The sequence below is a fragment of the Agrobacterium sp. 719_389 genome (assembly GCF_900188475.1).
Taxonomy (GTDB): domain Bacteria; phylum Pseudomonadota; class Alphaproteobacteria; order Rhizobiales; family Rhizobiaceae; genus Agrobacterium; species Agrobacterium radiobacter.
Genome location: NZ_FYEM01000004.1, coordinates 159869 through 179547, shown reverse-complemented (window position 1 = coordinate 179547; position 19679 = coordinate 159869). Strand labels below are relative to the sequence as shown.

Annotated in this window: 18 protein-coding genes; 7 read left to right on the top strand and 11 right to left on the bottom strand. The window is 58.6% G+C overall.

The window, feature by feature from the left end; all coding sequences use genetic code 11:
* The first annotated feature begins 238 nt into the window (after window positions 1-238).
* A complete protein-coding gene (locus tag CFB10_RS09735; protein WP_020010815.1) occupies window positions 239-1699 on the top strand; it encodes a M48 family metalloprotease in 1461 nt (486 codons plus the stop codon).
* Between the two features lie 12 nt (window positions 1700-1711).
* On the opposite strand, the gene CFB10_RS09730 is transcribed toward CFB10_RS09735, so the two are convergent.
* Window positions 1712-2308 (bottom strand): TetR/AcrR family transcriptional regulator, encoded by a 597-nt coding sequence (locus tag CFB10_RS09730; protein WP_034501193.1) that lies wholly within the window; start codon window positions 2306-2308, stop codon window positions 1712-1714.
* A 97-nt stretch (window positions 2309-2405) separates the two neighbouring features.
* Here CFB10_RS09730 and CFB10_RS09725 point away from each other — a divergent pair, with 97 nt between their 5' ends.
* Complete coding sequence (locus CFB10_RS09725; RefSeq protein WP_020010817.1) at window positions 2406-2912, top strand: DinB family protein; 507 nt, start codon at window positions 2406-2408, stop codon at window positions 2910-2912.
* 61 nt (window positions 2913-2973) lie between these two features.
* Here CFB10_RS09725 and leuC read toward each other — a convergent pair whose 3' ends face one another.
* Window positions 2974-4383: a 3-isopropylmalate dehydratase large subunit gene (gene leuC, locus CFB10_RS09720; RefSeq protein ID WP_020010818.1), complete on the bottom strand. Its 1410-nt coding sequence runs from the start codon at window positions 4381-4383 to the stop codon at window positions 2974-2976.
* A gap of 425 nt (window positions 4384-4808) precedes the next feature.
* Here leuC and CFB10_RS09710 point away from each other — a divergent pair, with 425 nt between their 5' ends.
* Window positions 4809-6086: an MFS transporter gene (locus CFB10_RS09710; protein WP_020010819.1), complete on the top strand. Its 1278-nt coding sequence runs from the start codon at window positions 4809-4811 to the stop codon at window positions 6084-6086.
* Between the two features lie 122 nt (window positions 6087-6208).
* On the opposite strand, the gene CFB10_RS09705 is transcribed toward CFB10_RS09710, so the two are convergent.
* From CFB10_RS09705 to rplS, 4 genes are all read right to left on the bottom strand, one after another.
* Window positions 6209-7171: a hypothetical protein gene (locus CFB10_RS09705; RefSeq protein ID WP_020010820.1), complete on the bottom strand. Its 963-nt coding sequence runs from the start codon at window positions 7169-7171 to the stop codon at window positions 6209-6211.
* 180 nt (window positions 7172-7351) lie between these two features.
* Window positions 7352-8665: an HlyD family type I secretion periplasmic adaptor subunit gene (locus tag CFB10_RS09700; protein ID WP_026363755.1), complete on the bottom strand. Its 1314-nt coding sequence runs from the start codon at window positions 8663-8665 to the stop codon at window positions 7352-7354.
* Window positions 8658-10391, bottom strand: a complete 1734-nt coding sequence (locus CFB10_RS09695; protein ID WP_026363756.1) for a type I secretion system permease/ATPase — start codon at window positions 10389-10391, stop codon at window positions 8658-8660. Before CFB10_RS09695 ends, CFB10_RS09700 begins: the two co-directional genes overlap by 8 nt.
* 336 nt (window positions 10392-10727) lie before the next feature.
* Complete coding sequence (gene rplS / locus CFB10_RS09690; protein WP_003505101.1) at window positions 10728-11267, bottom strand: 50S ribosomal protein L19; 540 nt, start codon at window positions 11265-11267, stop codon at window positions 10728-10730.
* A gap of 268 nt (window positions 11268-11535) precedes the next feature.
* Between rplS and CFB10_RS09685 the strand changes: the two genes are divergently transcribed.
* The gene (locus CFB10_RS09685) at window positions 11536-12282 is read left to right on the top strand and encodes a sulfite exporter TauE/SafE family protein (protein WP_020010823.1); all 747 of its coding nucleotides are present in this window, start codon (window positions 11536-11538) and stop codon (window positions 12280-12282) included.
* Here CFB10_RS09685 and trmD read toward each other — a convergent pair.
* From trmD to ffh, 5 genes are all read right to left on the bottom strand, one after another.
* Window positions 12264-12962 (bottom strand): tRNA (guanosine(37)-N1)-methyltransferase TrmD, encoded by a 699-nt coding sequence (gene trmD, locus CFB10_RS09680; protein WP_020010824.1) that lies wholly within the window; start codon window positions 12960-12962, stop codon window positions 12264-12266. The genes CFB10_RS09685 and trmD overlap by 19 nt on opposite strands.
* Before the next feature lie 4 nt (window positions 12963-12966).
* Window positions 12967-13533 (bottom strand): ribosome maturation factor RimM, encoded by a 567-nt coding sequence (gene rimM, locus CFB10_RS09675; protein ID WP_020010825.1) that lies wholly within the window; start codon window positions 13531-13533, stop codon window positions 12967-12969.
* 120 nt (window positions 13534-13653) lie between these two features.
* Window positions 13654-14031: a 30S ribosomal protein S16 gene (gene rpsP / locus CFB10_RS09670; protein WP_003505093.1), complete on the bottom strand. Its 378-nt coding sequence runs from the start codon at window positions 14029-14031 to the stop codon at window positions 13654-13656.
* Between the two features lie 33 nt (window positions 14032-14064).
* Window positions 14065-14382 (bottom strand): chorismate mutase, encoded by a 318-nt coding sequence (locus CFB10_RS09665; RefSeq protein WP_003505091.1) that lies wholly within the window; start codon window positions 14380-14382, stop codon window positions 14065-14067.
* Window positions 14383-14393: 11 nt separating this feature from the next.
* Window positions 14394-15962 (bottom strand): signal recognition particle protein, encoded by a 1569-nt coding sequence (gene ffh, locus CFB10_RS09660; RefSeq protein ID WP_020010826.1) that lies wholly within the window; start codon window positions 15960-15962, stop codon window positions 14394-14396.
* 327 nt (window positions 15963-16289) lie between these two features.
* Here ffh and CFB10_RS09650 point away from each other — a divergent pair, with 327 nt between their 5' ends.
* The 3 genes from CFB10_RS09650 (at window position 16290) to mtaB (ending at window position 19653) form a co-directional block, all read left to right on the top strand.
* On the top strand, window positions 16290-17360 hold the full coding sequence (locus CFB10_RS09650) for an MBL fold metallo-hydrolase (RefSeq protein WP_020010828.1): 1071 nt from the start codon (window positions 16290-16292) through the stop codon (window positions 17358-17360).
* Between the two features lie 122 nt (window positions 17361-17482).
* A complete protein-coding gene (dapF, locus tag CFB10_RS09645; protein ID WP_020010829.1) occupies window positions 17483-18382 on the top strand; it encodes a diaminopimelate epimerase in 900 nt (299 codons plus the stop codon).
* Window positions 18379-19653 (top strand): tRNA (N(6)-L-threonylcarbamoyladenosine(37)-C(2))-methylthiotransferase MtaB, encoded by a 1275-nt coding sequence (gene mtaB / locus CFB10_RS09640; protein ID WP_020010830.1) that lies wholly within the window; start codon window positions 18379-18381, stop codon window positions 19651-19653. Before dapF ends, mtaB begins: the two co-directional genes overlap by 4 nt.
* Window positions 19654-19679 lie beyond the last annotated feature (26 nt).

Genomic DNA, 19679 nt, shown 5'->3' with positions numbered 1-19679 from the left:
CCAGTTTCAAGTTGTTGCCCGAGAAAAGATGGGAATTATTGCGTTCTTCAGGAATATTCCGGACTTGATGGATCGTTTTTACCGTTTTGGCATTCATCGCCCGTTGGGGCGAATCTGTTATTCTGGTCTGCAATTAACGGATGATCAGGAACGTTAGGGGCAGGCATAGAGAATGAGAAATAGCATGACTGCACAGTGGAGGCTCTTCTCCCGTTCAGGCCTTCGCCGTTCGGGCAGGATGGCTGCCGCCTGTTCCGTGCTGACAGCGTCTGCCGTGTTCCTGTCGTCATGCCAGTCCCTCTTCAGCCCGGCCTACCAGTCCACCCTGCGCCCCTCGGATAATCCGCAGACCGTGGAAGAGGTGCAGAAGAATGATCCCCGCGCGCAGATGGGTGCGCGCGAGCATCCGCGCATCGTGGCGAGTTATGGCGGCGAATATCGTGACGCCAAGACGGAAAGGCTTGTCGCCCGCATCGCCGGGGCGCTGACGGCCGTTTCGGAAAATCCGCAACAGTCCTACCGCATCACCATCCTCAACTCGCCGGCCATCAACGCCTTTGCGCTGCCGGGCGGATATCTTTACGTGACGCGCGGGCTTCTGGCGCTTGCCAACGATGCTTCGGAAGTGGCTGCAGTACTTTCGCATGAGATGGGCCATGTCACCGCCAACCACGGCATAGAACGCCAGCGCCGGGAAGAGGCGGAGGTGATTGCCAGCCGCGTGGTTGCCGAAGTGCTGTCGAGCGATCTCGCCGGCAAGCAGGCGCTTGCGCGCGGCAAGCTGCGGCTCGCGGCCTTTTCGCGTCAGCAGGAATTGCAGGCGGATGTGATCGGCGTGCGGATGCTGGGCGAGGCTGGCTACGACCCCTTTGCCTCGCCGCGTTTTCTGGATTCCATGGCGGCCTATGCGCGGTTTTCCTCGGCCGATCCTGAAAACGACCAGAGCCTCGACTTCCTTTCAAGCCACCCCAACACGCCGCAGCGTATCGAGCTTGCGCGCCGTCATGCCCGTGCCTTCGGCCAGGATGGCCAGGTCGGGGATCGTGGTCGCGATTGGTTTCTGGATGGCATAGACGGCCTGCTTTATGGCGACAGCCCGCAGGAAGGGTATGTTCGCGGCCAGACATTCCTGCACGGAACGCTCGGCATCCGCTTCGACGTGCCGGAAGGTTTTGTCATCGACAACAAGGTCGAGGCCGTTCTGGCGACGGGGCCGGGCGATATGGCCATCCGTTTCGACGGCGTGGCCGATCCGAAACAGACGAGCCTTGCCAATTATCTGACCAGCGGCTGGGTTGCGGGCCTGTTGCCGGAAACCGTCAAGGAAACCCAGATCAACGGTCTGGAGGCTGCGACGGCGCGGGCAAGCGCGGATAAATGGGATTTCGACGTGACCGTCATTCGTGTCGGCCAGCAGATATTCCGTTTCCTGACGGCTGTACCGAAGGGCAATACCCAGCTCGATTCCATCGCCAATACATTGCGCACCAGCTTCCGCAAGATGACGCCACAGGAAATCGCCTCGCTGAAGCCGCTGAGGGTGCGGGTGGTGACGGTGAAGCCTGGTGAAACCGTGGCGACGATGGCGGCGCGGATGATGGGAACCGACCGTAAGCTCGACATGTTCCGCATGATCAACGCCATGAGCGCCACGGCCACCATTCAGCCGGGCCAGCGGGTGAAGATCATTTCGGAATGAGTTGATGGCCTCTCATTCACCGGTTGCCTGCGACAGGTAGGCGTGAACGAGTGCGATCATTTCCCGCCTGACTTTGGGCGATTGCAGCTCTCCGCGACGGGCGGCATTATGAATGATGCCGTCAATGGCATCCGATACGATCAGCGCCGCGGTTCCGCTTTCGACCTTTGAACCGACTGCCATATGTGCTGCGATCGCTGCCGCGTAGAGACCGAGATATTCCTGTTCGAAAGCGCTGTTGGGATCGTTCGTCCCTTTGTGGCTGGGCGCGTCATCCAGAAGGACCTTATGAAGGCCGGGGTGCATGCTGTGGACCGCGATCATGCCGGTCACGAGTTCTTCCACGAATCTAGCGAGCGATTGCCGCTTTTGCGCGACGCTCTTCATGATGGAGAGACAGTCCTCCAGGTGACGGTGGCGCACCGCTTCCACGATCGAAACCTTGTCCGGGAAATATTGATAGAGCGAGCCGATGCTGACGCCGGCCGTTTCGGCGACCCTGTTTGTGGTAAAGCCCGCCCAGCCCTGATCGCTTAAAATGCGAGCCGCCGCATGGATAACGGCATCGACCGTGGCTCGGGAACGCTGCTGACGCGGCTCCTTGCGCATCTCGGTCTTCCGCTTTGCAATGCGAGTAGACAAGGCATCCTCCATGGCGAAAATATAAACATAGTGCTCACATTTTTCAGATGTAAAGGATATTGTCATGAGGGATTTGCTCAGGAGCCTGCTTGGCTATCACCAATGGGCGAACAGGGATTTATTCGAGAAGCTCAGATATCTCGACCCCGTGCAGAATGCCTCCGAACGGCACACGGCAATCCGGCTGATCAATCATTATTACGTCGTCGCGAGGATTTTTTCGGGCCATCTCACCGGTACGGCGCATGGTTTTCTCTCTGATAATACCGAGGCAACGCCGCAACTGGACGATCTTGCGAAGGATGTTGCTGCTCTCGATCGCTGGTATCTCGATTATATCGGGAAAACATCACCGGCATCGCTTAGCGAATTTATCGCCTTCACCTTTACGGATGGTGACAGGGGTTACATGTCCCGCGCGGAGATGATCTCGCACATGGTCCTTCACGCCGGTATTCACAGAGGAGAGGTCGCGCGTATCTTGAGCCAGCTTTCCATCACGCCGCCCTGGGATACTTTTGCCGTGTTTCTGCACGGCACGCAGCCGCAACGGCGTTTGCAGGGGGCATAATAAAAAGCCACCCGCCCCTGTGTGGGTCGGGTGGCTTTCCTGAAACGATGGTCTCAGGAACCTATTGCCACTCGCGCACGTCGACGAAATGACCGGCGATCGCCGCCGCCGCTGCCATGGCAGGGGAGACGAGGTGGGTGCGGCTCTTATAGCCCTGACGGCCCTCGAAATTGCGGTTCGAGGTGGAGGCGCAGCGTTCGCCGGGCTTCAGGCGGTCGTCATTCATGGCAAGGCACATGGAACATCCCGGTTCGCGCCATTCGAAACCGGCTTCGAGGAAAATCTTGTCCAGACCTTCCTTTTCCGCCTGTTCCTTCACAAGACCGGAGCCGGGCACGATCATGGCAGAAACGGTGGGGGCCACCTTGCGGCCATCGACGATTTTCGCCGCCGCACGCAAATCCTCGATGCGGCCATTGGTGCACGAGCCGATGAAGACACGGTCGATGGCGATATCGGTGATGCGCGTTCCGGGCTTCAGGCCCATGTATTCCAGCGCACGCCATTTGGAGGTACGCTTGTTTTCTTCCTCGATATCATCCGGATTGGGAACGATCCCTTCAACGGAGGTCACGTCTTCGGGAGACGAGCCCCAGGAGACGATGGGCGGCAGGTTGGCCGCATCCAGCACCACGACCTTGTCGTAATGGGCGCCTTCGTCGGACTTCAGCGTTTTCCAATAGGCAATGGCCTGTTCCAGCGTTTCGCCCTTCGGCGAGCGCGGCTTGTCCTTGATGTAATCAAAGGTGGTTTCGTCAGGTGCGATAAGACCTGCGCGGGCGCCGCCCTCAATGGTCATGTTGCAGACCGTCATGCGGCCTTCCATGGAGAGTGAGCGGATCGCCTCGCCGGCAAATTCGATCACGTGACCGGTGCCGCCAGCTGTGCCGATCTCGCCGATAATGGCGAGGATGATGTCCTTGGCGGTAACACCATCAGGAATTTTGCCGTCGACACGCACCAACATGTTCTTGGCTTTTTTCTGGATCAGCGTCTGGGTCGCCAGAACGTGCTCCACTTCCGAGGTGCCGATGCCATGCGCCAGTGCGCCAAAGGCGCCGTGGGTCGAGGTATGGCTGTCGCCGCAGACGATCGTCATGCCGGGCAGGGTGAAACCCTGTTCGGGGCCGACGATGTGAACGATGCCCTGGCGCTTGTCGCGCTCGGAATAATATTCGACGCCGAAATCCCTGGCGTTCTGCGCGAGCGCTTCCACCTGGATGCGGCTTTCCTCGTTCTTGATACCTTCCAGCCGGTCGGCCGTGGTCGGAACGTTATGGTCGACGACGGCCAGCGTGCGGGACGGTGAATGCACGGGGCGACCGGCCATGCGCAGGCCTTCGAAGGCCTGCGGGCTCGTCACCTCATGGACGAGGTGACGGTCGATGTAGAGAAGACAGGTTCCGTCCGGATCACGATTGACGACGTGGTCGTCCCAGATCTTGTCATACAGGGTGCGGGGTGCGCTCATGGCTCTGTGCCTTGTCATATAAAAGGGTAATGAGGGTTCAGTAAGGCGTTGGACAGCGTGCTGCTGTCAGGCGAGCCTAAGTCGGCTGGTGAGCGCCCCGGAAACACGCGCAAAGAACCGTGCCGGCAGACGCTTGTGGTCCTGCAGCACATAAACATTCTGCGCGAGACATCCGAATTTAGATCCCATGGCAGCGTTCATAGCAGATCGCCGGTTTTACGGCAATATGAATGCGTACAGCCCTGAACGCGACGGCTCGGCATTTTTATATGCGCTGCATCATGGCCGAAGCCCCTGACGGGTCTGCCTTATAGTGGTCGCCGCTGGTTATGATGCAGTGCAACTTGCGTATTTTGCAATGCACATATAGATGGGTTCCCTTATCATTTGCATTTCGACGAGCAATCGAAGGGAGGGAAAAGCATATGGTATCCGAAAAAGCCCTTATCTCGAAGATCACCTGGCGGCTGATGCCGTTTCTTGGCCTTCTTTATCTCATTGCCTATATCGACCGCCAGAATGTCAGCTATGCCAAGCTGCAGATGGTCGATGCGCTGAGCCTCAGCGAGTATGCCTACGGCCTTGGCGCTTCGCTGTTCTTTATAGGCTATTTCCTCTTCGAGGTGCCGAGCAACCTGTTCCTCAACCGTTTCGGCGCCAGCAAATGGTTCGCCCGCATTCTGGTTTCCTGGGGCGCCGTCACCATCGCGCTTGCCTATACGCAGAGCGCTACGATGTTCTACATCCTGCGCTTCCTGCTCGGGCTCTGCGAGGCGGGTTTCTTCCCCGGCGTCTTGTTCCTGATGACGCTCTGGTTCCCGCGCGATTATCGCGGCCGCATGATCGGCCTGTTCATGATCTTCAGTGCGCTTGCCAATGCCATCGGCGCGCCGCTTGGCGGCATGCTGCTCGATCTGGATGGTTTCCTCGGTTATGCCGGTTGGGAATGGGTGTTCCTTGCGACGGGTATTCCCGCTGTCATCGCCGGTATCGCCACCTTCTTTTATCTTGATGATACGCCGGAAAAGGCGAAGTTTCTGTCGCAGGATGAGAAAACCTGGCTGAAGAACCGCTTGGCCGAAGAAAACAAGGGCATGGAAGAGCATGCGGAGGATGGCTTCAAGGCGCTGGTCAATCCGCGCGTTCTGTTCATGGCGCTTTGCTATGTCGGATTCCCGCTGGCCGCGTATGGTCTCAGCTACTGGCTTCCGACCATCGTGAAGAGCTTCGGCGTTTCCAACACCGCTAACGGCTTCATCAACATCATCCCCTGGGTGATCGTCGCCGTTGCCCTGTTCGTCGTGCCTTTGGCAGCCGACAAGGCAAAGAACAAGACGCCCTATATCGTCGGCCCTGCCTTCATCGGTGCATTTTGCCTGTTGATGTCGGCATTGCTCAGTGATCCGGTCCTGCAGTTCGCTTTCCTCTGCATTGCCGCCGCCGGCATCTTTGCAGGCCAGCCGGTGTTCTGGAGCCTGCCCGGCCGCTTCCTCAAGGGAGCAGGTGCGGCTGCGGGCATCGCCGCGATCAATTCCGTCGGCAATCTGGGGGGCTTCGTGGCGCAGAATGTGGTGCCATGGATCAAGGATCAGACCGGCAGCACCATTGCGCCGATGTTCTTCCTTGCCTTTTGCCTGGCGCTTGCCGGGGTGCTGGTCATCATCGCAACCCGCAGAATGGGCAATCAGATCAAGGCGGCCTGAGTTTGGAAGATTGCGACAGCTGGCACGATTGCATGCCGTCGCACATGTAAAAATCGTGGCCCGGATGTTTCCGGGCCACGATCATTTTAAGCGGCAGATAATGAAAATTCTCTTCGAGAGAATTATGCGGTGAACCAATCGCTACCGGTCAGGTGAACACCGGCGACAATGATCTTTTCGCCCTTGTGCTCGCCAGTGACGTTGTAGGTGAGGATGGTGTCGCTATCGCTCGTCGATACCGCCCAGTTATCGATTACCGTGCCGACCAGCTTGAGCTTGTCCATGGCGGCGTTGAAGCCTTCGATGGTATCAGTTGCCAAGCTCTTGGCCATGTCGCCGAGATTAAAGACGAAGGTATCGGCGCCACCGCTTGCGATGATGTGATCGATACCCTTTCCGCCGGTTACCAGCGACGAAGCAAGCTTTACCTCGCTCAGGTCGATGGAATCGTTGCCGGCACCCGCATCGATCTTCACAGAGGTGAAGCTGCCGTCCGTGATTCCAGCGCCGCCGTTCACAGCACCGGTATTGGCGGCAAGACCGCCCGTCCCAGCTGAAGAGGCGTCGTTAAATGCGGCGCCGGCCTTGACTTTGATCGTGTCGTTACCTGCGCCGGTATCGATGTTGAAATTGTTTACCCAGGTCTTTTCATTCGAAACGACGGAAACGGTGACCGTGTCATTGCCAGCGCCGGTCGAGATGTTGCCACGCTTGGCATTGAGAACTTCCACGGTGGACGAACCGGTGCCGCCAAGATGAACGTCGACCTGAACGAAATCCTTGAAGATAAGGTTTTCAGAGGTGTCGGACTGGGCGAGAGCGTTCTTTACCGAATTCCATGCAGACGAGACGTCAAATTTGAAGCCGTTCGAGCTGGGGTCATAACCAACATCGACTGTGCCACCCGCGCCGGTGCCGGCAACAGATACGGCGCCGACATTGACGCTGCCGGCATCCATCGAGGAACCGTTTTTGACCTGAGCGGTCGATTCCGTAAGGAGCTTATAAGCTTCCTGGTCGATCAGGCTGGTAAGCGAGGAAACCGAAGCGGCGCCGCCATTACCGAAAGTTACTTTTAACGCCATTTTAAACTCCTATAAATCTTTGAGAAATTGATGAATTGAAATTAAATTAATAGTAATTATTGCGGGTGATATTTAATACATAAAAAACGATAATACAATATAAGAAATCGGTTTTTCCGAAAAATCGCGTATTTGGTGTATTGAGAAATTTTCTCTCAAAGTCACTTTTGTGGAAATAAATCATTCCTGAACGAAGGTTTTTCTGAGCCTGTCTTGGAATGGTTTTACGAAATATGAAAGAACGCTCCTCTCGCTGGTCTGGATAAACACTTCGGCCGGCATGCCAGGATACAACTTCCCGCCAGGTAGGTGCGCCATGCCGGCCTTGTCGGGTTTGATGCGCAGCGCGTAATAAGATGCGCCAGTTCGGGAATCCGTCTGCAGATCGGGGGCAACGACGGCAACCTGCGCGCTTAAATCCGGCGTCGTACTTTGGTTGAACGCCGTGAAGCGAACGGTGACCGGCTGCCCGACGTAAATCTGATCGATATCACGCGGGGTTATATTGGCCTCGATGGCAAGCTCATCCCGCTCCGGCACCACCAGCATCAGCACTTCGCCGGGTTGAATGACGCCATTTATATTGTGCACTGAAAGCTGGTAGATGCGACCGGCAATCGGCGAGCGGATGTCGAGGCGATCCAGCTGGTCGCGCGTTGCCGCCAGCCGCTCCTCATATTCCGCAACGGTCGCTTCGATCGATGTCAGATCTTTCGTGACTTCCGATTTGCGGTCTTCGTCGAGCTGGAGCAGTTGCAGATCCAGTTCGCTCAGCTTGCCCACCGTTTGCGCACGCGCGGCGATATATTGGCCCTGCTGGCCTTCGAGATTGGACAGCTGACGCTTGAGGAGGTTGAGGCGCTGGAGCGTCACGAGCCCTTTTTTGAAAAGCTCGTCCGTCTTGGCAACATCTTCCTTCACGATGGCAAGCTCACTGTCCGTCGCCTCCACCTGCACCTCGAGGCCGCGTGCCTCGTCACCGAGCTGGTCCTTGCGTGTTCCCAACTGCTTTTTCATGCCGATCAGTGCGCTGCGGCGGCTGTTGAAAAGGTTCTGTTCGCTGTCGATGAAGGTCTTGGCCGCCTTTGAACTCGTCAGTGCCGCCAGGTCTTCCGTCACGGTGAAAGAGGGTGCTTCGGCAATCTCTGCGCGGAGACGGGCCCGACGCGAGTAAAGCTGTGCAAGCGTATTCTCGATGATGGAGAGGTTCGCCTGAACGACGGTGGCGCTCAGCCGCAGCAGGACCTGGCCGGCCTCCACCCTGTCACCTTCGGCGACATTGATCTCGCTGACGATGCCACCGGAAAGATGCTGGATTTTTTTGGAATTGCCTTCAACGACCACCCGGCCGGTGGCGACCACCGCACCGGCAAGCTTTGCGAAAGCCGCCCAGCCGCCCAATCCGACCAGCAAACCAAGGGCTAGAACGACCACTGCGGTCGAGTGTCGGAGAATGGACGCATTCGTCATGCCGGGTTTTTCTGCCTCAACCATTTTCGCTCACCCGGTTTTCTAGTCTGCGCGTTTCTTCCTCCTCAGGCACCTGGCGGATATTCTGTCGCAGGATTTGCGCGAGCACTTCTTCCTTCGTGCCAAAGCGGAGCATCCGTCCGTTGCTCATCACCATCACCAGATTGACGCTTTCGATGGCGCTGGGGCGATGGGCAATGACGACGACGATGCCGCCACGCGCCCTGATGTCGCCAATCGCATTACGCAGGGCCCCTTCGCCTTCACTGTCCAGATTGGAGTTCGGCTCATCGAGAAGGACGAAGAAGGGTTCGCCAAACAGCGCGCGGGCGAGGCCGATGCGCTGTTTTTGCCCACCCGACAAAGCCTCACCGCGGTCGCCAATATAGGTATCGTAACCGTTGGGCAGGTTCAGGATCAGTTCATGCACCTGCGCGGCCTTTGCTGCGGCGACGATTGCTTCTGCAGTCGCATTGCGGTCGAAGCGCGCAATGTTCTGCGCCACCGTCCCCGGCATCAGTTCCACCTGCTGGGGCATGTAGCCGATGGACTTGCCGAGAAATTCGAAATCCCACTGGTTGAGCGCGGCCCCATCGAAGCGGACGGAACCACGCTCATAGGGCCAGATGCCGGTCATCAGGCGTGCCAGCGTCGACTTGCCGGACGCGCTTGGGCCAATGATGCCGAGCCCGTCGCCTGCGTTCAGCGTGAAGGAAATATCGGCGACCGTGTCGCGCGCGCCATTGGGCGGCCCACCCGTTACACGATCGACCGCGACGGTAAATTGCGGGCGCGGCAGGGAGAGCGGCGGTGTGGGTTCCGGCACCAGCTCCAGGAATTCGTTGACGCGTTTCCAGCCCTGTCTTGCGGTCATGAAGCTGCGCCAGTTTGCGATCGCATGCTCGACAGGACCGAGCGCCTTTGCAGAGAGGATCGAGCCTGCGATGATGCTGCCCGCCGATGCATGGCCGTCAATGACGAGCACGGCGCCGATCGCCATGACGCCGGACTGCAGCAACAGGCGGAAGGTTCGCGACATGGCGCCGAGCATGCCGGCCGTATCTGAAGTCGACAGGGTGACAGAGCGATATCTGGAGTGCAACTCGTCCCACATGGACGTCACTGCATCCATCATGCCCATGGTCTTGATGGATTCAATGTTGCGCTGACTGCTGCCGACGAGGACGTTTCTCTGCCCTCGTGCGGTATAAGCCTGCTTTGTCGCCCTTTCAGTCAGCCAATTGGTCAGAAGCGTCAGCACGATGAGAACCACGGCTCCGCCGAGTACGGCGAACCCGATCCACGGATGCAGGGCAAAACAGATCAGGAGATAGATGGGCAACCAGGGAATATCGAAAAAGGCCGCCGGGCCCGGCCCGGAGAGAAACTGGCGGATCTGATCGAGATCACCGACGATCTGCAGCCCATCGATCTTACCGGAAGCAAGGAGCGGGGCGCTGATCGACGCCCTGAAAAGCTTCTGATTGAGCGCGTCGTCCATATTGTCCGCGATGCGCGCCAATATACGGCCTCGCAGCGCGTCGAACCCCATGAGAAACGCGTAGAGAACGATCAGCAGAACGACCAGCGCCACAAGAGAGGGAATGCTCTTGCTGGGTAAAATGCGGTCGTAAACTTCCAGCATGAAAAGTGAGCCGGAAAGATTAAGGATGTTCATCAACGCGCTGGCGAGGCCAACTGCCAGGAAAGCGGACTTATTTCTTGTTAAAAAAGAATTAAAGAAAAACATAATAACACCTAAAACAGCAAGAAAATTGCACAATAAAGGGAATTAGGCAATGCTATTCGAGGATGGGCTAAAACACCCACACGAAAAAATGAAGTAAGTATCTGTAGTTGATTGGAATCTTTCTGCACCCTTTCATGAAAAATGACTGAAAGGGCGCGCGGCAGATGAGCAGTAAGGTGAGTTTTCTTTCGATTTTCCAAGCTGCCTAAAAGCGCTCGTGCGGCATAGTTCCAGGTCGCTTGCGAATTCTCAGTCTGCGGCTTTGGGTTTACAGCGGGACACCACAAAAAAGGCGGCCAGAGGCCGCCTTTTCTTTAATCCATCGAAATGGAAATCTTATTCGGCTGCGGTTTCAGCAGCCTTTGCTGCTTCTTCTGCTGCCTTGGCTTCTGCGGCTTCGGCTGCTGCCTTCTCGGCGGCGAGGGCCTGTGCTGCTGCTACCTTTTCGGCTTCCAGACGTGCCTTTTCTTCGGCTGCTGCCTGGCGCTCGGATTCGTTCAGCTTGCGGGCGCGCGTACCGGTGTTTTCAACGATACGGGCAGCCTTGCCGCGACGGTCGCGCAGGTAGTAGAGCTTCGCGCGGCGAACCTTACCGCGGCGAACGATTTCAACGCCTTCGACCAGCGGGGAGTAGATCGGGAATACGCGCTCGACGCCTTCGCCGTAGGAGATCTTGCGAACGGTGAAGCTTTCGGAAAGGCCACCGCCGGAACGGGCGATGCAAACGCCTTCGTAAGCCTGAACGCGGGTACGGTTACCTTCGGTAACGCGCACGTTGACGCGCAGGGTGTCGCCCGGAGAAAACTCAGGCAGGGTGCGCTTTGCTTCGATCTTGGCGGCCTGTTCGGCTTCCAGCTGCTGAATGATATTGGTCATGTTAACCTCTGATTTCTTCTGAAACAGCCAGAGCGCTCAACGGTTCGTCCTTCGGTCAGAGCCTTGGGATCATGCCTTGCGGCAGGAGCGGGTTCGCCATTCTTTGCTTGCGGTTAAAGGGGAAAACCCCAATTCCACGCGGGCACATACACGAGGTAGCGCCGTTTGTCATCCCTTTCATGACAATATTTTATCAATTGCGCTCCGCATTCCGGCAGTTGCGAAGCGGCTTTCTGCCGGATATGGCATGAAAACCTTGGGAGGGGCCATGTCCATATTTATCGTTCTCATGCTGTTTGCGACCGGTTTTCTGTCTGGTGTCGTCAATGCCATTGCTGGCGGTGGCACCTTCCTGACCTTCGGAGCGATGACGCTCGCCGGCCTGCCGCCCATTGTTGCCAATGCCACCTCGGCTATCGTGCAGTTTCCGGGCTACATCGCCTCCGTCATCGCCTATGGGCCGGAAATCCGTGCGCATTGGCGTGAGGCGATCCTGCTGTCGATCGTTTCCGTCGTCGGCGGGCTGGCCGGCTCGCTGCTTCTGCTGTCGCTTGACAATCCTTCCTTTCGCCAGCTTGTTCCATGGTTGCTTCTGTCTGCCACCGCTGTCTTCGCAGCCGGCCCTTGGCTCAGGCCGAAGGCGAGTGCCGAGCGGTCACCCGGAAACGTGCCGAGCCTCGTCTTTCAGGGGCTCGCTTCCATCTATGGCGGTTTTTTCGGTGCCGGTATGGGTATCATGATGCTCGCCATCCTCGGGATAACCTCAGGCGGCAGCTATCATCATCTGAATGCTTTGAAGAACCTGCTGTCGGTGGTGATCGCCATCATCGCGATTACGATCTTCGTCAGCGGCGGCGTCGTATCCTGGTGGGCGGCGCTCATCATGTTCCCGGCAGCCGCACTTGGCGGCTATGCTGGCGTGCACACGGCAAGGCGTGTGCCGCAATGGATCATTCGCTGGCTGGTCATTGCGGTCGGCTTGATACTGACGGCCTATTATTTCGTCTCGGCCTGAACCTTTTTAAGAAGGTCTGGCCGCCTTTCCTTCGTCAGGGCCAGCGCCTGTTCGTGCCGCCATTTGTCGATGGCAGCGTGGTTGCCTGACGTGAGGATGGCGGGAATATCGCGGCCCTCCCAGTTCTGCGGGCGGGTATAATGCGGATGTTCCAGCAGACCGCCCTCAAAGCTTTCATGCACACCGGAAAGATCGTTGCCCATGACGCCCGGCAGGATGCGGACGATGGCGTCCAGAAGCGTCAACGCCGCAGGTTCACCGCCGGAGAGGATGTAGTCGCCGATCGACACTTCCTCCAGCCCGCGCGCTTCGATGACCCGCTGATCGACGCCTTCGAAACGGCCGCATACGATGATCGCACCGTCGCCCGCCGCCAGTTCGCGCACACGGTCCTGCGATAGTGGTTTGCCGCGTGGGCTCATCAGCAGGCGCGGTCGCGTATCGCCATCCGAAACATGGTCGATGGCTGCAGCAAGAATGTCGGGTTTCAGCACCATGCCTGCTCCACCGCCTGCGGGCGTATCATCGACGCTTCTGTGCTTGTCGGTGGCGAATTCGCGAATCTGCACGGCCTCAAGCGACCATTGTTCGCGTTCCAGCGCCTTGCCCGCCAGCGAATATCCCAAATGTCCCGGAAACATTTCCGGGTAGAGCGTCAGAACGGTGGCCTTGAAAGTCATTGCTTTATTTCTTGCCGAAAGGCGATGCGCCGGTTTCGTCTTTATCGTCGGGATTGTCGATCAGTCCGGCGGCCATCGGGTCGATGAGAATGCGGCCGCCTTCGAGATCGATTTCAAGCACGGCTGCTTCCGAAAAGGGTATGAGGGCAGGGCGACGGCCCGCACCTTTCAGCTCCAGCAGATCGCCCGCGCCGAAATCATAGACGGCGCTGACGGCGCCATAGCTTTTGCCTTCGGCATCAACGGCTTCCAGCCCTTCGAGATCGGCATAATAAAACTCGTCGTCATCAAGTTCGTCGTCAGGAAGGTTGTCCCGGTCGATGAACAGTTCCAGCCCGTTCAGGCTTTCGGCCGCATTACGGTCGTTGATGCCCCTGAAACGAACGACGACAACGTTCTTGCCCTCGCGCACCTCGAGAATTTCGAAGACGCGGCCATCGGCGGTGACAAGATTGCCATAATCGCCGAGCGCCATCGGATCGGCCGTATAGGTGCTGACACGGACCTCGCCGCGCAGGCCCTGCGCGCCGCCGATCTTTGCCATGAGTACCGGGTTTTCCAGCTTTGCCATCGGGCCGTCCGTCTTCTGGTGGTAGTTGCGTCAGCTTTAAGGTTTGTTGACGCCAAAATAAACAAAAAACGGGCGGCATGGAAAACCACGCCACCCGTTCTTCAAAAGATTCTGCGCAGATTATTCTGCGGCAGAGGCTTCCGCAGCAGCAGCGGCTGCATCTTCAGCCTTCTGCTTCTTTTCAGCAACGCGTTCCAGAGCGCGCTTGCCCGGCTTTGCCTTTTCCGGGTTGCTGCGAGCGGCGCGCTCGGCAAGGCCGGCTTCTGCGAGGAAGCGCAGAACGCGGTCGGTCGGCTGTGCGCCCTTGGCGATCCATTCCTTGATGAGGTCAGCCTTCAGCTCGATGCGCTGCGGGTTGTCCTTGGCAAGCATCGGGTTCCAGGAACCGACCTTCTCGAGGAAACGGCCGTCGCGGGGCGAACGGGCGTCAGCAACGACGATCTGGTAGTACGGGCGCTTCTTGGAACCACCGCGTGCGAGACGAATTTTAAGTGCCATGTCATTTACTCCTTAGGATGGCTTGTCCGCCTTTCAGGCGGTCTTTTCGGTGCCGCCATGTTCGGCGGCGATTGCTTCATGATGCCGGATGACTTCCTTGATGATGAAGTTCAGGAACTTCTCGGCGAAATCCGGATCCAGATTGGCATCCTTCGCCAGATGGCGAAGGCGTTCAATCTGGTATTCCTCGCGCGCCGGGTCTGCCGGCGGCAAATTGTACTTTGCCTTCAGCACGCCCACCGCCTTGGTACAGCGGAAACGTTCGGCAAGAATGTGAACCAGTGCGGCATCGATATTGTCGATCGACTGGCGGTATTCGGAAAGCTGGGCTTTCACCTCTGTATTGTTCACTGGTGTCCCCCTCACTTCTTTTTCGGAAAGCCGGGCAGGCCCGGCATGCCGCCAAGACCCGGTAGCTTGGCCCCGCCGAGACCCGGCAGTCCGCCCGGCATGCCGCCAAGTCCGGGCATCGCGCCCGGTTTACCGAGACCGGCAGCTTCAGCCTGCTTCTGGAGCGCTTCAAGCTGCTTCGGATCGATGTTCGACAGATCAGGCATGCCGCCGCCAAGGCCACCGAGACCCATCTTGCCGGCAAGGCCGCCCATCATCTGCTTCATGATGCCGCCTTTGCCCTTGCCGCCCATGGCTTTCATCATGTCGGCCATGCCGCGATGCATCTTCAAAAGCTTGTTGATTTCGGCGGCATCGGTGCCGGAACCGGCGGCGATGCGCTTCTTTCGGCTGTGCTTCAGAATATCGGGATTGGCGCGTTCCGCCTTGGTCATCGAGGAGATGATGGCGATCTGGCGATCGAACATCTTGTCGTTGAGGCCAGCGGAAGCCATCTTGTCCTTCATGCCGGCCATGCCGGGCATCAGCCCCATGATGCCGCCCATGCCGCCCATCTTCTTCATCTGGGCAAGCTGGTCGGAGAGATCGTTGAGGTCGAACTTGCCCTTGGCCATCTTCTCGGCCATGGCGCGGGCTTTTTCCGCATCGATGTTTTCGGCGGCCTTCTCGACCAGCGAGACGATGTCGCCCATGCCGAGAATACGGTCGGCGATACGGCGCGGATGGAACTCGTCGAGTTCGTTCATGCGCTCGCCGATACCGATCAGCTTGATCGGCTTTCCGGTGACGGCGCGCATGGAAAGGGCCGCACCGCCGCGTCCGTCGCCGTCCATACGGGTCAGTACGAGGCCGGTGATGCCGACGCGCTCATCGAAGTTGCGCGCAAGGTTGACGGCGTCCTGACCGGTCAGCGAATCCGCGACCAGCAGGATTTCATGCGGGTTGGACTTCTTCTTGATGTCGGCCATTTCCAGCATCAAGGGTTCGTCGATATGGGTGCGGCCGGCGGTGTCGAGAATGACGACGTCATGGCCGCCGAGCTTGGCGGCCTGCACGGCGCGCGCGGCGATATCGGTCGGCGACTGGCCGGCGATGATCGGCAGCGTATCGACGCCGGTCTGGACGCCGAGCTGGCGAAGCTGTTCCTGCGCGGCCGGACGGCGCGTGTCGAGAGATGCCATCAGCACCTTCTTCTTCTCGCGGTCCGTCAGGCGCTTGGCGATCTTGCCTGTCGTGGTTGTTTTACCAGAACCCTGCAGACCGACCATCATGATGACGACCGGGGCGGCCGCATGCAGGTCGATAGAGACGCCTTCGGTGCCGAGCATCTCGACAAGTTCGTCATGCACGATCTTGACGACCATTTGGCCGGGCTTGATGGACTTCAGGACGGCGGCACCAACAGCCTTTTCACGCACCCTGTCGGTGAAGGAGCGCACGACTTCCAGCGCCACGTCCGCTTCCAGCAGCGCACGGCGAACCTCGCGCAGGGCGGCGGCAACATCTGCTTCCGTCAGCGCGCCACGGCCGGTCAGTCCATTCAGAATGGAACCAAGGCGGTCCTGGAGGTTTTCAAACATCGTTTCTTCCTTCTTCGTTCCGGGGTCTCCGAAACGTCGGTGCTTTCGCTGCCAAAAACAAGACGCAAAGCCAAAAAGCACCCGAGGGCGCATCGCGCTGTCGGGTGTTGACCTCCGGGATCTCTTTATACCTTTGCGGGTCCCGGTCGGCGGCTTGGAGTCGTGAAACTGCCAGCTGATTGGCGGCGATAAACAGGAAAGCGCTGCAAAAGTCAAGGCGGCGCCGGTTTTCAGGCGCGAAAGCCTGTATTTCATCTTTGCGTGATTGGCCGTTGGCCGCCATTGACGGTGCTTGAACGACCCTCTTTCGCTCCCTATACATTTGTCATGAAACGTCGAAAATTTTTTCGTTTTTCCGCTCTTGGCCTGCTCGCTCTGGCGGGCGGCGGCCTTTACGCCCGCCGTTCGAGCGCCAGCGCCTATTATAGCGGCCCGATCTCCGATCATTTCGACGGGGTGCGCTTCTTTAACCCCGGCGGTTCGCCGCCCGGCAATTTTATGGGTCTGCTGAAATGGCGCTTCAATGGCGAGCGCGCCAGATGGCCGGAAAGCTATCCGAGCCCATTTCCCTTCGCAAAACCAGAAGCCCGGATCGACGGCAGGGACATGCGCGTCACCTTCATCGGCCATGCTTCGTTTCTCATCCAGACGGCGGGTTTGAATATTCTCGTCGATCCGGTGTGGTCGCAGCGCACCAGCCCTTTCAGTTTTGCCGGTCCCAAACGGGTTAATCCGCCAGGCATCCGTTTTGAGGATTTGCCGCCCATCGATCTGGTGCTGGTGACGCATAATCACTACGACCATCTGGATATGGAAACGTTGAAGCGCCTGCATGTGGCGCACAAGCCGCTTTTCATCACGCCGCTTGGTAATGACGCGATTATTCGCACCAGTGTCGAGGCGGCGCGTATCAAGGTGGGTGATTGGGGCGATGTGGTGGAGACAGGTTCGGTGAAAATTCATTTCGAACCGTGCCACCACTGGTCGGCCCGCGGTCTTAACGACCGACGCATGGCGCTCTGGGCCGCCTTCGTCATCGAAACGCCCGGCGGTAAAATCTACCATATCGGCGATACCGGCTTCCACGAGGGCCTCAATTATCACGCCGCGCGCAAGAAGCACGGTGAGTTCCGTCTCGCCAACCTGCCTTTCGGCGCTTATGAGCCCCGCTGGTTCATGAAGGGCCAGCACCAGAACCCGGCGGAAGCCGTGGAAGGAATGAAGCTTTGCGGCGCGGCGCATGTTTGCGGGCACCATTGGGGGACGGTACAGTTGACGGACGAGGCCGTGGATGCGCCGCTTGCGGCCCTCAAGGTTGCGTTGACGGAGCAGGGGGTCGACGAAAGCCGTTTCCGGCCAATGCGTCCCGGTGAAGTTTTCGACGTGCCTTCCGTCTGACCGCGGCCCCGTTTGCGCCGCAACAGTCTGGTAATTTGCCGGTCTTTCCGCCATATAGGGCGAAAGCGCGGGGCAAATCCCGAATGCAAACCGGTTTTCAGACAGTTTTCAGGTTTAAGGCGATGGCGGATACGGTCGAATTTGCGAAGATGAACGGGCTTGGCAACAAGATCCTCGTTATCGACATGCGCGGCCGTAAAGATATGGTCACGCCGGAGGCGGCGATTGCGCTGAACGCCGATGCTGCCACACAGTTCGACCAGATCATGGCGATCCACGATCCGCGTGTTGGCGGCACGGATGCCTTCATCGACATTCTCAATTGCGACGGCACGAAGGCGCAGGCCTGCGGCAATGGCACGCGCTGCGTGGTGCAGGCGCTGTCTTCCGAAACGGGCAAGAGCAGCTTCACCTTCCAGACGGTGGCGGGCATCCTGAACGCCGTCGAGCATGAAGATGGCATGATATCAGTCGATATGGGCCTGCCGCGGTTCCGCTGGAGCGACATTCCGCTTTCAGAGGAATTCCACGATACCAGCCGCATCGAATTGCAGATTGGCCCGATCGATGCGCCGATCCTGCATTCGCCTGCTGTGATGTCCATGGGCAATCCGCACGCGATCTTCTGGGTCGATCGTGATCCGATGGAATTCGATCTCGAACGTTTCGGGCCGCTGCTTGAAAACCACCCGATGTTTCCGGAAAAGGCCAATATCACGCTGGCGCAGGTGATTTCCGACAGCGCGCTTCGTACCCGCACCTGGGAACGCGGCGCAGGGCTGACACTCGCCTGCGGTTCGGCCGCCTGCGCATCAGCCGTTTCCGCCGCCCGCACCGGCCGTACCGGCCGGAAGGTCACCATCGATGTCGCCTCCAGCCCCATCCGCGTGCCGCTGACCATCGAATGGCGTGAGGACAATCACGTCATCATGACCGGTCCGGCCGAATGGGAATGGTCCGGTTCCGTCGATCCTACCACCGGCGCCTGGGCGCGCGATGCGGTGGAGCGAGGGGCTGTATGAGCGGCGTCGAGGTCATAACCTTCGGCTGTCGTCTCAACACCTATGAATCGGAAGTGATGCGGGCGGAGGCCGAAAAAGCCGGGCTCAACAATGCCGTGCTGGTCAATACCTGTGCGGTGACGGGCGAAGCGGTGCGTCAGGCGCGCCAAGCCATCCGCCGCGCACGGCGCGACAATCCGCATGCACGCATCATTGTCACCGGCTGTGCCGCACAGACGGAAAAACAGACCTTTGCAGAAATGCCCGAGGTAGATGCGGTGCTGGGCAATGAGGAAAAGCTGAAAAGCGCCTCCTATCGCGCGCTGCCGGATTTCGGCGTCTCGGCGGAAGAAAAGCTTCGCGTCAACGACATCATGAGCATCAAGGCGACAGCGCCGCAGATGGTCAAGCACATAGACGGGCATGTGCGTGCCTTCATTCAGGTACAAAATGGCTGCGATCATCGCTGCACCTTCTGCATCATTCCTTATGGGCGCGGCAATTCGCGCTCGGTGCCCATGGGTGCGGTGGTGGATCAGGCGCGCAGGCTGACGGAAAGCGGCTATTGCGAAATCGTGCTGACCGGGGTGGATGCGACCAGCTATGGCGCTGACCTGCCCGGCGAGCCGTCGCTCGGTTATCTTGCCAAGACATTGCTGAAGCAGGTGCCGGATATTCTGCGCCTGCGCCTTTCCTCCATCGATAGTATCGAGGCCGATCATCATCTCATGGATCTGATTGCCGATGAGCCGCGTTTCATGCCGCATCTGCACCTGTCCCTCCAGCATGGCGACGACATGATCCTGAAACGCATGAAACGCCGCCATTCAAGGGCCGATGCCGTTCGTTTCTGTCACGAAGTGCGGGCGCTGCGGCCGGAGATCGCCTTCGGCGCGGATATGATCGCCGGTTTTCCGACCGAGACGGAAGAGATGTTTGAAAATGCCGCGACGCTGGCGGAAGAATGCGGCATTTCCAGCCTGCATGTATTTCCCTACAGCCCGCGTGCCGGCACGCCGGCGGCTCGCATGCCGCAGCTCGACCGCGCGCTGGTGAAGGAGCGGGCGGCGAGGCTTCGTGAACGCGGAGAAGCGCTGCGGCTCACGCATCTGCAAGGTATGGTCGGTTCGGTGCAGACGATCCTTGTTGAAAACAACGGTTTTGCCCATACCGACAATTTCACGCTGGTCGCGGCGCCTGATCTTCTTGCGCGTACTCTTGCGCAGGTTGCGATTACCGGCCACAACGGCAAACATCTGAATATGAAGCTTCTGGCGGCAAATGCGGCCTGAGGCGGCTAAAGAGAAAAGACACGGGA